The following is a 12,160-nucleotide window of genomic DNA, read 5'->3' as shown; positions in this document are numbered from 1 at the left end:
GCTAGAAAAACCCTAATGCTTATAGCTGGTAGTCATGGAAGAGGCGTAAACGCAGTCTAACCAAGGCATCGCTCATCTTACTGTCAAGCTATCATGTACTAGAAAAACATGTGCAGTATACAGCCTGAGGTTTTGCATGAAAGTCGCAGTCTTCAGTACAAAAAACTATGATCGGCAGTTTTTGGAAGCTGCAAATTCTCCCGCTCAACTTTCAACGGAAAACACTCCAGCACAAGAGTATCTTCATGAGTTGGTGTTTTTTGAACCCCGTCTGAGTAGAGATACCGCTATCTTAGCCGCTGGATTTCCAGCAGTTTGTGTATTTGTACATGACCAAGTTGATGCTCCAACTTTAGAGATTCTCGCTTCACAGGGAACTCGCTTGGTTGTCCTTCGCTGTGCAGGGTTTAACAATGTAGACTTACAAGCCGCAGCAGATTTAGGAATTACTGTTGTGCGTGTTCCTGCTTACTCACCTTATGGAGTAGCAGAACATGCTGTTGGATTGATTTTGAGCCTCAATCGTAAAATTCATCGTGCTTATAACCGCGTTCGAGAAGCTAATTTTTCTTTAGAAGGCCTATTGGGGTTCAATCTGAATGGACGTACAGTGGGGATTATCGGTACTGGAAAAATCGGTTTGATTTTAGGACAGATTATGAAGGGATTTGGCTGTCAGATACTCGCCTATGATGTGTATCGTAATTCAGAGTTGGAGGCATTGGGTGGAAAGTATGTCGAGTTACCTGAGCTATTTGCCAACTCCGATATTATTTCTCTGCATTGTCCCCTGACTCCCGAAACTCATCACTTGATTAACGCCGAGACTATAAAACAGATGAAGTCAAAGGTAATGTTAATTAACACGAGTCGAGGAGCGCTGATTGATACCCAAGCAGTCATCGAAGGACTGAAGTCGCGCCAAATAGGCTCTCTCGGTGTGGATGTTTACGAGCAGGAATCGGATTTGTTCTTTGAAGATTTATCTGGCGAAATTATTCAAGATGATGTTTTCCAACGCCTGACAACATTCCCTAATGTACTTATTACCGGACACCAAGCTTTCTTTACAGAAGAAGCTCTGCACAATATTGCCGAAACGACTTTTGCTAATATTTCTGACGTTGAGCAAGGCCGTCCTTGTCCCAATGAAATTCGTGCTCAACCAAAAGTTGAAGCTAAAGCAATAGTTGGCTAATAACTAATACTACGAACGATAGGCAACGCGGAGACTTTGGACTAAAATCACCAGAGACGCGATCGCCATCAACCCACCCCAAAACCAATAAGGTAAAAGTAAATACCGCTGCATTTGTGCTGTATCCGAAAGTCCTAGGGAACCAGCACTATAGCTAAATAGATAATCAAGTTGATGATACGTGCTTATACAAGCTTGTACGCCTAAAAATTGAATGGCAAAACCCTGTGCCCAGTGAGGAGCTTTTAAGGCAATACCTAAGATAATCAAACCTAGCAGAGGAATTGCTACCAATCCAAACAAAGAACGCACCCAAATTAATGTTGAAAATAGCAAAAAGCCTCCTAAAATTTTCAAACTCAGGGAAGCTAATTTAAAACTGCGAGAAGCTAAAATCAAAGCCGCACCGGCAAGAGGCGGGCCCATTGGCCCTGCTGCTGCAACCAAAGCTGGGCCAATTGGCCCCAATGACGACCGGAGACCATAAGTTGCGACACCGGAACCATTACTAAAAATTTCTAATTTCTGAAACTGTCCTCCTAGTAGCAGAGCCATCAAGCCGTGACCCATTTCGTGAAACCAAGTTGCTAGGATCGTAAATGGGTATAAGATATAATCGCCTCCCGGAACTTGCCACAGTAAAGTAGTAGCGATCGCCGCTCCAATCAGCCAAGTTAGCCCCATGCGTTCAACAACTGGCGGGGCTTCTCTGTTGATTAAGGGTTCAAAATCTTTGCCTGATTTCCTCATGGATCACTTTCCTGAACGTAATTATCTCAATTACCGGAGTGTACTTTCATCCATCCTAGTGTAATTAATTAATTACTGGAGTTGCTGGAAAATGCAGCAATTTGCACCTCAAAGCGACGGTGGTAAACTAAAACGCTACATATAACGACCATAGTTATCCGCCGCTTTTGTGATGCTCTGATTAACAATCAGCTAAGACAGTTGAAAAATGAATGTTACCATGTCTCCCTTACCTAGGCTGATGCGATCGCCTGCTCGCAAGCGATGTCGATTCCCCGATGATAGCGGCAAATTGTTAATATAAGTACCATTAGAACTGCCTACATCTTCTATGTAGTGAGCGCCTGCTTCAAGGCGAATATCTGCATGAATCCGTGAGACAATTTCCGAATTGGGAAATCCTGACACATCTATATCTGGGGGAATACGGTCATTAGGCTTACCGATATGAATGACAGTGAGATTTTGCGGTAATTCAATTTCTCGGTCGCTTTGTACGTGGAACAACCGCGCTGTCACCTGCTGCAATTGAGTTCTGGCAGCAGTTACATTTGATGCTGCTGGCAGAGGCGATTGGGGGGCTGAAACTGGCTCAGGAGGTGGCGTTGGTTGAGTAGCTACTGGTTCTAGAGGTGGTGGAGTCGGGATTTCTTGCTCAAATACGGGTTGATCAGGGACACTTGGCGGTGGCGTTGGGGGGCTGCTTTTCATAGGAGTTTCCTGTGGTTGAGCTGCCACTGCTGTTGGTGGTAAAGATGAGGCAACAGAAGGATGAGAATTTGTACTGCTGATTTCTAAGGAATCTGGTTGTGAAAGTTCTAAAAGTGGATCAGGGGCAACTAATGGCGGTACTTCCACAGGAATGTCGGGAGCCATTGTTGGTGTTACTGCTGTTGCAACATGTGCAGCGGACGCTGAGTGCAGGTTATAGCCACACTGACCGCAGAAAGCGGCATCTGCCTGCACAGTTGCCCCACAACTGGGGCAGTTAGTAGTCGCTGGTAATGGCGTATAGCAAGCTTCACACTGGACAGCACCATCAGGGTTGGGATGATTGCAATTAGGGCAGACGATCATCGATATTAGCCTTTGTTCAAGATCATCGTAAAATTATCACTGGTAATTAGAGATAACTCCGTAGACACTTCTACTTTAAGACAGCGTGCAAGAGAGTTGTGGAAGCGGCGGCTTCCGACCCTCTATATGAGAGCGCCGTTGGCTTTGGCGTTGGTGTAGCCTCTGTCTACGACACGCTACGCGAACATAGACAAGAAAGCTAACAGCACGGGCTAAACCATAGCTATCTGCTAACGGAACTTAGCACTCTTCATGGCATCGCAAGTTCGGCAAAGGAGCAATCCTAGCTTTAGATTCTAACAATTACTCCTGATCGAAAATTTAAGGTTGGAGTTCCAAACCGGCTGCTGCATCCAGCAACCAGCAAAGTTTTCCTTGAGGCTGAATCAAGCGGGATGGGTAAGTGAAATCATCAGCTACGGGTGCAAAGACTTGAGCCAAAGCTGGTCGTTTATTAGCACCAGCAACCAGAAAAATCACGCTGCCAGCAGAGTTGATGAAGGGGTAAGTGAAGGTTATGCGAGGGTTTCCGTCTTTGTTACCCACAGTAATGAGGCGATCGCGTACTTTGAGAGCCTCTGTGTGGGGAAACAGAGATGCGGTATGTGCATCATCACCCATTCCTAGTAATATTACATCTAGTGAAGGAAACTCTCCGGGTGAAGACTTAAAAAAATCTTGTAGATGTTGTTCATACTTAGCCGCTGCTAGCCCTGGTTCGGCTTCCAAAGTCGGTACGGCGTGAATGTTGGCTGCTGGGATATCAATGCGATCTAGCCATGCACGACGCGACATGAGTTCATTGCTATCAGGATGATCTGGTGGGACAAAACGTTCATCCCCCCAAAACACATGAATTTTATCCCAAGGCAGTTTTTGGCTGGCAATCGCTTCATACAAAGGCTTGGGTGTACTGCCGCCAGATAAGGCTATTGTAAATCGCCCACGCTGCTCAATCGCAGTTTCTAACTCTGAGAGAATCAATTCCAGCGCTCGTGCAACTAGTGCTGACTGATCGGGTAAAATTTCAACTGTTTTATTCATGGCTTGATGATCATATTGCCGACTTCCAGCAATACAATACCGAACTTATTACAATTCCCCTTTTTAACTTTTGAAACTTTTAACATCGGGGATTGGGGATTGGGGACTGGGGATTGGGGAACTCGGGGCCCCCTCTGGGGATAAGGGGCGATGGGGATTGGGGATTGGGGATTGGGGCACAGGGTGAATAAATAATCAATACTCAATTACCAATCTCCTAGAAATAGCGTTTCCCAATCGGCGATCGCTTGGCGTTGAGCGGTTAACAATTGCTGAATTCCTTTTTGGGCAGAATCTAGCAGTTGATTCAACTGAGTGCGGCTAAAGCTACCTTCCTCAGCCGTTCCTTGGACTTCAATGATTTCCAGGTGTTGATTCATCACTACATTAAAATCTACTGTTGCAGCTACGTCTTCGGTATAATTCAGATCTAAAAATGGCTCTCCCTGTAATAATCCTACAGATACCGCTGCCACTTGCCCGGACAAGGGCGATCGCTCTAACACCCCTTGCTGCAACAATTGAGAAACCGCATGAGCTAACGCCACAAAAGAACCTGTAATCGCTGTTGTCCTAGTTCCTGCATCTGCTTGCAATACATCAGCATCCACGGTCAGCGTGCGTTCTCCCAGTGCCTCAAAATCCACTGCTGCTCTTAAGCTGCGTCCAATTAAGCGTTGAATTTCTTGCGTCCGTCCAGATAATTTCAATAACTCCCTTTCTTGCCGTTTTTGTGTGGCTGATGGCAGCATCCGATACTCAGCAGTTAGCCAGCCTTTACCACTTCCTTCAAGAAATTTGGGAACTCCTTGAGTAACGCTAACGGTACAAAGTACCTGAGTGTCCCCGCATTTTATCAGAACAGAACCGGGGGCAAAGCGAGTGAAACTAGGGTAAAAGCTAATTGGACGGAGTTCGTAAGGAAGACGGCCGTCTGGACGCTGCCAAGCCATTAGAGTTGCCTCAAATAGAATACCTTAAGATTACCTTAGTGTTGTAAATCATCTGAGTGCTGTATCTTAGGGTCAGCATCCAGTTAAAAAATTAATGAAATAAAAAGTATACTCCAAAGAACAAGGATGAAATTTTAAGTAGGCAGGAACGCCAAAGATTGACGTCAAGAAATATCTTTTTCTAAGGAATTGAAAGTAGAGTTAGAATGTTTTGCTGTACCATCTCTGGAAACTGGTCGCCATTGACAGTCAACAGACGGCGGCGACGGTCGTAATATTCCAAAATCGGAATCGTGCGATCGTAGAATATTTCTATGCGGCGTTGCACGATTTCAGGTTGGTCATCTGGCAAAGAACGCCCCAAGGAGCGACTAACCATAATTGCTTCTGGTACTTGTAGATAAATTGCCCAGTCCAGCTTTTGCCCTAAATTATCCAACCAAAAATCTAATTCCTCAGCTTGGAAGGCAGTACGGGGATACCCTTCTAGTACCCAACCACAATTAACATCTGGTTGTTTAAAGCGACTTCGGATCAATTCAATCATCATTTCGTCTGGGGCTAGCTCCCCTTTTTCTACGTATATCCGTGCGTGATGACCTAATTGGCTCAGATTAGCGATCGCCTCCCGTAAAATCTCACCTGTGGAAATCTGAGGAATATCAAAGTATCTGCAAAGTCTCTGTGCTTGAGTGCTTTTTCCCGATCCTGAACCTCCCAGAATCACCAATCTCACAACAATTCACTCCTCATCCTGTAAAATTTATTACTTCTCAACTCTGTTTTGCCCAAATAGCTGATAAATCTAACATTTGATGATTTTTAGCCCTTAATTTCTGCTTTTCATTTAACTATAACTACCGTTTCGATGTTCTAATTTTTACTAATATGTTTTAGCAAAACTACGATATAGTAAATCGAAATAGCTCTTGACTTTAGTACAAATGTAGTGTTTGACTAAGAAGGCAATTTGCTCAAGAGACTATGTTTGTAAAAAACAGACTGATTATACAAGCAGATTTGTAACAACTGCTCTCAGCAAAAGCTTTTGAATTTGTTGTAACTTTTTAAACTTAATCCTATGGTTGCTCAACTAGAAACCAAAAGTATAAATTCGACCCTTACCTCACCATATCCAATTGAAGGGTTAGTGCAAGTTTTCACTAGCTCTCATCGTAGCTTTTTTACGAGTGTAATGGCTCAATCACTGAGAATTGCCGGTCAAGGCACACCAGTGTTAATAGTACAATTCCTCAAAGGAGGTATTCGCCAAGGACAGGAGCGACCCATACAACTAGGACAAAATTTAGACTGGATTCGCTGCGATTTGCCTCGTTGTATTGATACACCACACTTAGACGACTCTGAGAACCAAGCCTTACAAAAGCTGTGGCAATATACACAACAAGTCGTGTGTGAGAGTAAGTATTCTCTAGTTGTTTTAGATGAGCTAAGTTTGGCAATTAACTTTGGTTTAATTCCCGAAACAGAAGTTTTAGCATTTTTAGCAAAACGCCCTCCCCATGTCGATATCATTCTCACAGGGCCCGAAATGCCGAAATCTCTCCTAGATGTAGCAGATCAAATTACAGAAATCCGCCGCAGTCATCGACCCTAAACGCTCCTAGAATTTGAGTTTTTAAACTTAATAATTTTAAATAAGAGGGTGTACTAAACTTCGTGAACACATCTTACTGTTCTAGCAACAGATGTCGGGTTTAGGAGAAATTGAGCAGCTTGTTGTGCCGTTGCTTCAGATAGCTCAATCTGTTTAAGGGTAACTAAACCTTCATTGACAAAGGTATCTCTCACCAAGGCTTTCTCTCCGCAGTTGAAAGAAGTTTCATAGAACACCTCCTGAATCCCTGCGGAGATAATTAACTTCAAACAAGAGAGGCAAGGTTCTAGAGTGACGTAAATACTTCCACCATCTGTGGCGGTTCCATGCTTTGCTGCTTGGGCGATCGCGTTTGCTTCTGCGTGTACAGCCCTTGATGGTAGAGTTTTACTAGCATCGCAGCTATTTAGCCCTGGATAGCAGTAGTCCTGAGCAGTACAGTGGGCTGAACCTGATGGTGAGCCATTGTAACCTGTAGCTACTACTTGTTTATTTTTAACAATCACAGCACCTACCGGAAAGGCTAAACACGTTGAGCGAGTAGCTGCAAGTTTGGCCAACATCAAAAAGTATTCATCCCATGTTGGTCTTTGGTGGCGTTCTTTGACTGGAGAAATATCTTGCATAATCTGTCAATTTAAAACTTTATTTTACTGCCTGACTGACAACAGAAACTCTGGATGCTCTGGGTTCCACTTCGTTAAAATATTTCTAAGTTTATTCAGAGCATCTTCATGATCGTGAAACTGTATTTCAGCAATCACAGTTGGAATGCCGCGTGGAAATCGTGATATCCGTTTACCTGTTTCATATAAAAGAATAATAGGAATTTTGTTTGTTTCTGCATAAGCTAACTCCATTCCTACACCAAAAGAAAGTGAGCCAAGATAAGCAATAACTAAGTCTGATCTACTAACCTGATATTTATCTTGATCGAAAACCTCACGTGGACTAATATCAGGATTATTTACTGGATCAGTTTGTTTGTGTGGAACATAGGCTTGAAGACCAATTTCTTCGCAAAGCAAGCCTATTTTTTCATAAAGTGCTTTGGTTTCTGATGGATTTACTACATCAGTCAATGCACCAGATACATATACTTTGTTCATAGTATTTACATATTAAATAGATAATATTTTCCTTTTGATTAACTTACAAAATATCTTTACTTTTTTTCCATAAGTAAAGGAAGTACTGCAAAAAAAGCTGATAATATTGTTCCTATTGCAGCTATTGCCGTCCACCTAGTCTGTTCATCTGAACCTAAAATTCGTAGAAATATGTCACTAAATCCTCGTTTAAGTTTCTTATACTCATGTGATTCAAGTAAGAGGGTTTTTAGTTGAATTTTATCATCTGACATCCATTTATTTTTTCTTTTAGAGAAAAATGCATATATTTCATTAGTATTAGGCAGATCATTAAGAATATCAAGCCTTGCCGGAATATCTATATTCCCGTTTTTGGAAGATTGGGAACTTAATTTTTGAACCATTAAATAGGCAATCGGTTCATTAATGTCTCTAACATTAATTCTTAGTGGTTCATTTGAGACATTATGAAGGGCTATGCACAAAACACCTGACCAAGAAGGATTAACCCTGGTTCCAAGATGGCCTAGACCTTGAGAAACTAAACCCACCCTTGAGTTAATCAAACCGCACATATAATTATTTAGCCAGATTGATTCATCAGTCCACACTAGAGCTGTATCCCTTGATGGTATGTAGAAAAATTGCTGTTCTTCACCAGGCTTGTCTTTCTTTGGTTCTGTTTCAATAGCCAAACGTTTCTGCTGTCCAATAGCATATGCATATTCGCTAGCGGTTAGACATAAATCACAAGCATTAATACTACCTGGCTTGAGAGGATGAAAAAGTATACTTTTACCAAGTTCCCTAATAATATCTCGATCGCTCAAGACTGACATTCGATACTCCTTTATTTCACAAACCACTAGAACTTTCTACAAACACATCTAAGTGTAGTTATAAAGTCAAGCGCATTTTATCAGTAGCTAAATAAGAAGCTCTGACTTTTTTGATCAAAATGCTACTTTTGCTACACGTATTTTAAGCTATATTCTAGTGTATTACAAAATACAGGTTATTTTTATGCCGCTAATGTTTATGTAAGCACTGTTAATTACTTGTATGGATTACGGTTTTTTGGCTTACTGATCTTGAATATAAAGCTGGCAACTTTTAATACAGTTACTAGCCTTTTGCAGTTCGATACCTAAATAACCAGTATGTTCAGGCTGAATTGCTGGAGAAGTAGCACAAATCTCTCTTAATAAGTTGAGTGGATTTTTTCCACGATAAGACTTAATCACCTCACCACTACCAGCGGTTGTATGAGAAATAACTATTTCTTTGCCATCGACTTCAATTAAAAAATTACCGGAGGGATCATAATAGCTACGCTGGTTAAAAATTGCAGCATATTGATTTGCAATTAGCCTCTCTGCATTGTCCCAGGTATCATCATATATATGAGCGCTCTGACTGATAGTAATTAGCGGGCCCATTTTCAACTCATACTTAGAACGCTTAGCAATTTCATCCCTAATATGTCGTTGTAAAGCTCTCAAGCCCATAGCATTTGCAGGCCATGCAGCAAACATATCATTGCTTCTAAGAGTTGCAGTTAGTGATAACTCATTATCAACAACTCTCAACCAAATGTGATTAAGACAAGGACTACCACCTTTCTCGTGGTCTTTTACATCCCATAGATTCATCACTGCACTAGCAGCATCAATTTCTCCTATTAATTTTTGAATTACCTGCCCAATTTGATCGCGCCCAAACCAAGAACGTAAACGCTGACCGTATGTATATTTCAACCCTTCTCGATAGGGCGCATCATCTAAAATCTGCGAAACGTATTCTTCAAGAAAAGGTCGGTCAATTGGTAAATAATTAGGTTCGGGAAAGTAGAAATCAGCAGGCTCATCAGTAATGATTGCCATTAAATCGATTAATTCTTGCCATTGCCCATCATAGCCAGTTGGTCTAATTGTACCTGTCGTCTTAATTCGATGAATAATTTTGACCCAAGTTTCAGCTATGGTCTTACCTTCTATTCTGTGTCCGTAACGTGTTCCTGGTAAAACAGTTGGCTCAACGGTAGACATAGGAAATTCTAGCCTCAAACCCCAAGGCTCAAGTATTTCACGTTGAGCATAAGACTTAGCTAGATTAACTGCTTCGGCAATTGATTTTACTTCTTTATACTCTACAGAATACCGCAGTTTTTCTAAGGTATTAATATCAATTTCAATATCTATGTAACCAGGAATGGGAGAGCGAATTACCCAAGCTCTGCGCCCAATATCGCTTAAACTTTCTTCAACACCATTACGGAAAAAGTCCAGCAAGCACTCACATGCACCTGCGTTCTTGTCTTCCTTAGAAGCGTTGAGAACAACCAAAAAGCGTACGTGGGGATTAAACAGTAAATTGCGAATCAGTAAGTTTATGCCCCGTGTGGGCGAATACAACTGCCCAATTACAGCATACTCTTGCGGTTGCAGGTGTTTAGCGATCGCCTGCTTGACCGTCCATCCTGTAATCACTGCTGTTTGCCCACTGCCATAATTCAGCTGATTAGGCTTGTGCAGTGCTTTGTACTCAAATTTGGTTGCCTTACCCGCTACTGTCATGGTTGGCTAAAACTTAAAAAACTAGCTAGGTTAACATACCACTACATCTGCTGCCAGTCGAGCAAATTGTTGAGAAAAGTTTAACAAGCTAGACCACACCTTTGGTATGTAAGCTTATCCTTAGTTTATTTTACAAATATTAATAACTTTGTTACAGTTGTTTACATACCAGAGAAGACGAGGAAATTTCTATGCGTACAAGCACTGCTATCGTTGACGACCAGGGCAAGCTAAACAACTTTGCGATCGAGCCAAAGATTTATGTAGACGAGCAAGGCGATCGCACAGGGTTTACTACCTATGCAGAACTACTCAACGGTCGTTTAGCAATGATTGGTTTTGTCTCTCTGATAGCATTGGAAGTACTGACAGGACACGGTATCCTTGGTCTTCTGGGAAGCCTTTAACAAACAATTTGAGTTTTTATAGAGTAATTCTTAATTTTAAGAGACGAGAAATTTCTCGTCTCTAATTTTATTGAAAATTTAGTGATAGAGTGAAAATATACTGAATAGTAAGAGCCGTTTTCAGAGTTAAAAATATCGGGTGAACTATGGCTTTAACTGCTTCAACCATGTTGCCATTAGGTACAAAAGCACCAGAATTTCATCTACCAGAAGTTGTATCTGGAAAAGCAACTTCACTTTCCACCTTTGCAGATAAAAAAGTACTGTTGGTAATGTTTATTTGTCGGCATTGCCCATTTGTGAAGCACGTACAAAAAGAATTAGCGCAGTTAGGAAAAGATTATTTCACAAAAGATGTAGCGATCGTTGCCATCAGTGCTAATGATGCAAAAAATTACCCAGATGATGCGCCAGAGTCGTTAAAAGCATTTGTGACAGAACAAGGGTTTACTTTTACCCTATGCTACGACGAGAGCCAGGAAACGGCAAAAGCTTATACAGCAGCTTGTACACCAGATTTTTTTGTATTTGATGGCGATCGCAAACTAGTTTATCGCGGACAATTAGATGATAGTCGTCCTAGTAATGGTAAACCCGTAACAGGTAAAGATTTACGCGCAGCTATTGAAGCGGTACTAGCCGATAAACCTGTTACAGATGATCAAAAGCCAAGTGTTGGTTGCAATATTAAATGGAAACCTGGAAACCAACCCAGTTATTTTGGTTGAAAAGGATTGGGACTGGATATTGATTAGACATCTCCAGAAATTAAATATACGTTATCCAGAACCCTTGTAGAGACATAGCACTGCTACGTCTCTACATTCATTTTTGGAGATGTTTATTATTTATTCACCTTGCCCTTTTGTCTACCCAGTCCCGAATCTCTAAAGTATCAGTGCTTAATTTCCAAATTAAGGACGTAGTGTCCCAATTGGACTTTTTCCGCCCATAACTCGTATTCCACCCGCAAATGCTCTGGCAATGGGTGTCCAGTGAGAGATAGGCTACTAGTAAAATTGCGTAAACGAATGGGGTAGTTAGGTTGCAATGACTCAGCGGGCAACCAAAAACGGCTAATGCCATAAACGCCCTGTTCCCAAAAATGACGATAACTCACTTGAGCGTTACCTTGCATAGTCATGATTACCCGGTAAGGGGAAATCTCTAGCCACAAAATTCTGGGACTGGTGGGAGCATAAGCGTTGCTTTTTGTTTGGGGAAGTATGTCTTGTGGACTTTGGAAACTCGCTACTTCGCAACTAATTAGAGGTGGTGCAGTCAGTAGTAAATGGAACCGATCAGTATCTTTCTGATACAATGTTCCGGCAGTTTCGACAACAGACCAGACTGGTAAGTCAGTAGAAATAAGTGATAAGCACACGGGCTTGCGGTGATGGGTCAGCATGAGAGCGATAAGGGCTAAAAGCTATTGAACAAAATGAA

General features: G+C 41.8%; 14 protein-coding genes. 4 read left to right on the top strand and 10 right to left on the bottom strand.

The genetic code is table 11. The annotated features are described in order from the left end of the window. The first annotated feature begins 136 nt into the window (after positions 1–136). Positions 137–1,198 (top strand): 2-hydroxyacid dehydrogenase, encoded by a 1,062-nt coding sequence (locus tag FNW02_RS10750; RefSeq protein WP_191757537.1) that lies wholly within the window; start codon positions 137–139, stop codon positions 1,196–1,198. Between the two features lie 9 nt (positions 1,199–1,207). On the opposite strand, the gene FNW02_RS10745 is transcribed toward FNW02_RS10750, so the two are convergent. The 5 genes from FNW02_RS10745 to FNW02_RS10725 all read right to left on the bottom strand — a co-directional run bounded on the left by FNW02_RS10745 (position 1,208) and on the right by FNW02_RS10725 (position 5,758). Further along, a complete protein-coding gene (locus tag FNW02_RS10745; RefSeq protein WP_191757536.1) occupies positions 1,208–1,948 on the bottom strand; it encodes a M50 family metallopeptidase in 741 nt (246 codons plus the stop codon). A 192-nt stretch (positions 1,949–2,140) separates the two neighbouring features. Next, positions 2,141–3,025 (bottom strand): FHA domain-containing protein, encoded by an 885-nt coding sequence (locus FNW02_RS10740; protein WP_191757535.1) that lies wholly within the window; start codon positions 3,023–3,025, stop codon positions 2,141–2,143. 321 nt (positions 3,026–3,346) lie between these two features. Next, entirely contained in the window at positions 3,347–4,069 is a 723-nt protein-coding gene (gene pgl / locus FNW02_RS10735) for a 6-phosphogluconolactonase (protein WP_191757534.1), read from the bottom strand. Positions 4,070–4,275: 206 nt separating this feature from the next. Next, the gene (rph, locus tag FNW02_RS10730) at positions 4,276–5,022 is read right to left on the bottom strand and encodes a ribonuclease PH (RefSeq protein WP_191757533.1); all 747 of its coding nucleotides are present in this window, start codon (positions 5,020–5,022) and stop codon (positions 4,276–4,278) included. 181 nt (positions 5,023–5,203) lie between these two features. After that, positions 5,204–5,758, bottom strand: coding sequence for a nucleoside monophosphate kinase (locus tag FNW02_RS10725; protein WP_191757532.1), 555 nt, complete (start codon positions 5,756–5,758; stop codon positions 5,204–5,206). A 345-nt stretch (positions 5,759–6,103) separates the two neighbouring features. Here FNW02_RS10725 and FNW02_RS10720 point away from each other — a divergent pair, with 345 nt between their 5' ends. Then, positions 6,104–6,640, top strand: a complete 537-nt coding sequence (locus FNW02_RS10720; protein ID WP_191757531.1) for a P-loop NTPase family protein — start codon at positions 6,104–6,106, stop codon at positions 6,638–6,640. Positions 6,641–6,693: 53 nt separating this feature from the next. On the opposite strand, the gene FNW02_RS10715 is transcribed toward FNW02_RS10720, so the two are convergent. The 4 genes from FNW02_RS10715 to FNW02_RS10700 all read right to left on the bottom strand — a co-directional run bounded on the left by FNW02_RS10715 (position 6,694) and on the right by FNW02_RS10700 (position 10,307). Continuing rightward, a complete protein-coding gene (locus tag FNW02_RS10715) occupies positions 6,694–7,266 on the bottom strand; it encodes a deoxycytidylate deaminase (RefSeq protein ID WP_191757530.1) in 573 nt (190 codons plus the stop codon). Positions 7,267–7,290: 24 nt separating this feature from the next. Further along, positions 7,291–7,749 (bottom strand): nucleoside 2-deoxyribosyltransferase, encoded by a 459-nt coding sequence (locus tag FNW02_RS10710; RefSeq protein ID WP_191757529.1) that lies wholly within the window; start codon positions 7,747–7,749, stop codon positions 7,291–7,293. Between the two features lie 56 nt (positions 7,750–7,805). After that, positions 7,806–8,570 carry a dCTP deaminase domain-containing protein gene (locus tag FNW02_RS10705; RefSeq protein ID WP_191757528.1) on the bottom strand — a complete coding sequence of 255 codons (765 nt, stop codon included), beginning with the start codon at positions 8,568–8,570 and terminating at the stop codon, positions 7,806–7,808. A gap of 243 nt (positions 8,571–8,813) precedes the next feature. After that, positions 8,814–10,307, bottom strand: a complete 1,494-nt coding sequence (locus FNW02_RS10700; protein WP_191757527.1) for a thymidylate synthase — start codon at positions 10,305–10,307, stop codon at positions 8,814–8,816. 191 nt (positions 10,308–10,498) lie between these two features. Here FNW02_RS10700 and FNW02_RS10695 point away from each other — a divergent pair, with 191 nt between their 5' ends. Next, positions 10,499–10,714 (top strand): chlorophyll a/b-binding protein, encoded by a 216-nt coding sequence (locus tag FNW02_RS10695; protein WP_191757526.1) that lies wholly within the window; start codon positions 10,499–10,501, stop codon positions 10,712–10,714. 146 nt (positions 10,715–10,860) lie between these two features. After that, positions 10,861–11,442: a thioredoxin family protein gene (locus FNW02_RS10690; RefSeq protein ID WP_191757525.1), complete on the top strand. Its 582-nt coding sequence runs from the start codon at positions 10,861–10,863 to the stop codon at positions 11,440–11,442. Positions 11,443–11,609: 167 nt separating this feature from the next. Here FNW02_RS10690 and FNW02_RS10685 read toward each other — a convergent pair whose 3' ends face one another. Then, a complete protein-coding gene (locus FNW02_RS10685; protein WP_191757524.1) occupies positions 11,610–12,122 on the bottom strand; it encodes a hypothetical protein in 513 nt (170 codons plus the stop codon). Positions 12,123–12,160 lie beyond the last annotated feature (38 nt).

Source organism: Komarekiella delphini-convector SJRDD-AB1, from assembly GCF_014831675.1.
Taxonomy (GTDB): Bacteria; Cyanobacteriota; Cyanobacteriia; order Cyanobacteriales; family Nostocaceae; genus Komarekiella.
This window is presented reverse-complemented; position numbering and strand designations above follow the sequence as displayed.

Coding starts and splice junctions, on each gene's coding strand:
- rph (WP_191757533.1), bottom strand. CDS start 5,022: ATGGCTTGGCAGCGTCCAGACGGCCGTCTTCCTTACGAACTCCGTCCA.
- FNW02_RS10750 (WP_191757537.1), top strand. CDS start 137: ATGAAAGTCGCAGTCTTCAGTACAAAAAACTATGATCGGCAGTTTTTG.
- FNW02_RS10705 (WP_191757528.1), bottom strand. CDS start 8,570: ATGTCAGTCTTGAGCGATCGAGATATTATTAGGGAACTTGGTAAAAGT.
- FNW02_RS10710 (WP_191757529.1), bottom strand. CDS start 7,749: ATGAACAAAGTATATGTATCTGGTGCATTGACTGATGTAGTAAATCCA.
- FNW02_RS10715 (WP_191757530.1), bottom strand. CDS start 7,266: ATGCAAGATATTTCTCCAGTCAAAGAACGCCACCAAAGACCAACATGG.
- FNW02_RS10700 (WP_191757527.1), bottom strand. CDS start 10,307: ATGACAGTAGCGGGTAAGGCAACCAAATTTGAGTACAAAGCACTGCAC.
- FNW02_RS10685 (WP_191757524.1), bottom strand. CDS start 12,122: ATGCTGACCCATCACCGCAAGCCCGTGTGCTTATCACTTATTTCTACT.
- FNW02_RS10695 (WP_191757526.1), top strand. CDS start 10,499: ATGCGTACAAGCACTGCTATCGTTGACGACCAGGGCAAGCTAAACAAC.
- FNW02_RS10720 (WP_191757531.1), top strand. CDS start 6,104: ATGGTTGCTCAACTAGAAACCAAAAGTATAAATTCGACCCTTACCTCA.
- FNW02_RS10745 (WP_191757536.1), bottom strand. CDS start 1,948: ATGAGGAAATCAGGCAAAGATTTTGAACCCTTAATCAACAGAGAAGCC.
- FNW02_RS10740 (WP_191757535.1), bottom strand. CDS start 3,025: ATGATCGTCTGCCCTAATTGCAATCATCCCAACCCTGATGGTGCTGTC.
- FNW02_RS10690 (WP_191757525.1), top strand. CDS start 10,861: ATGGCTTTAACTGCTTCAACCATGTTGCCATTAGGTACAAAAGCACCA.
- pgl (WP_191757534.1), bottom strand. CDS start 4,069: ATGAATAAAACAGTTGAAATTTTACCCGATCAGTCAGCACTAGTTGCA.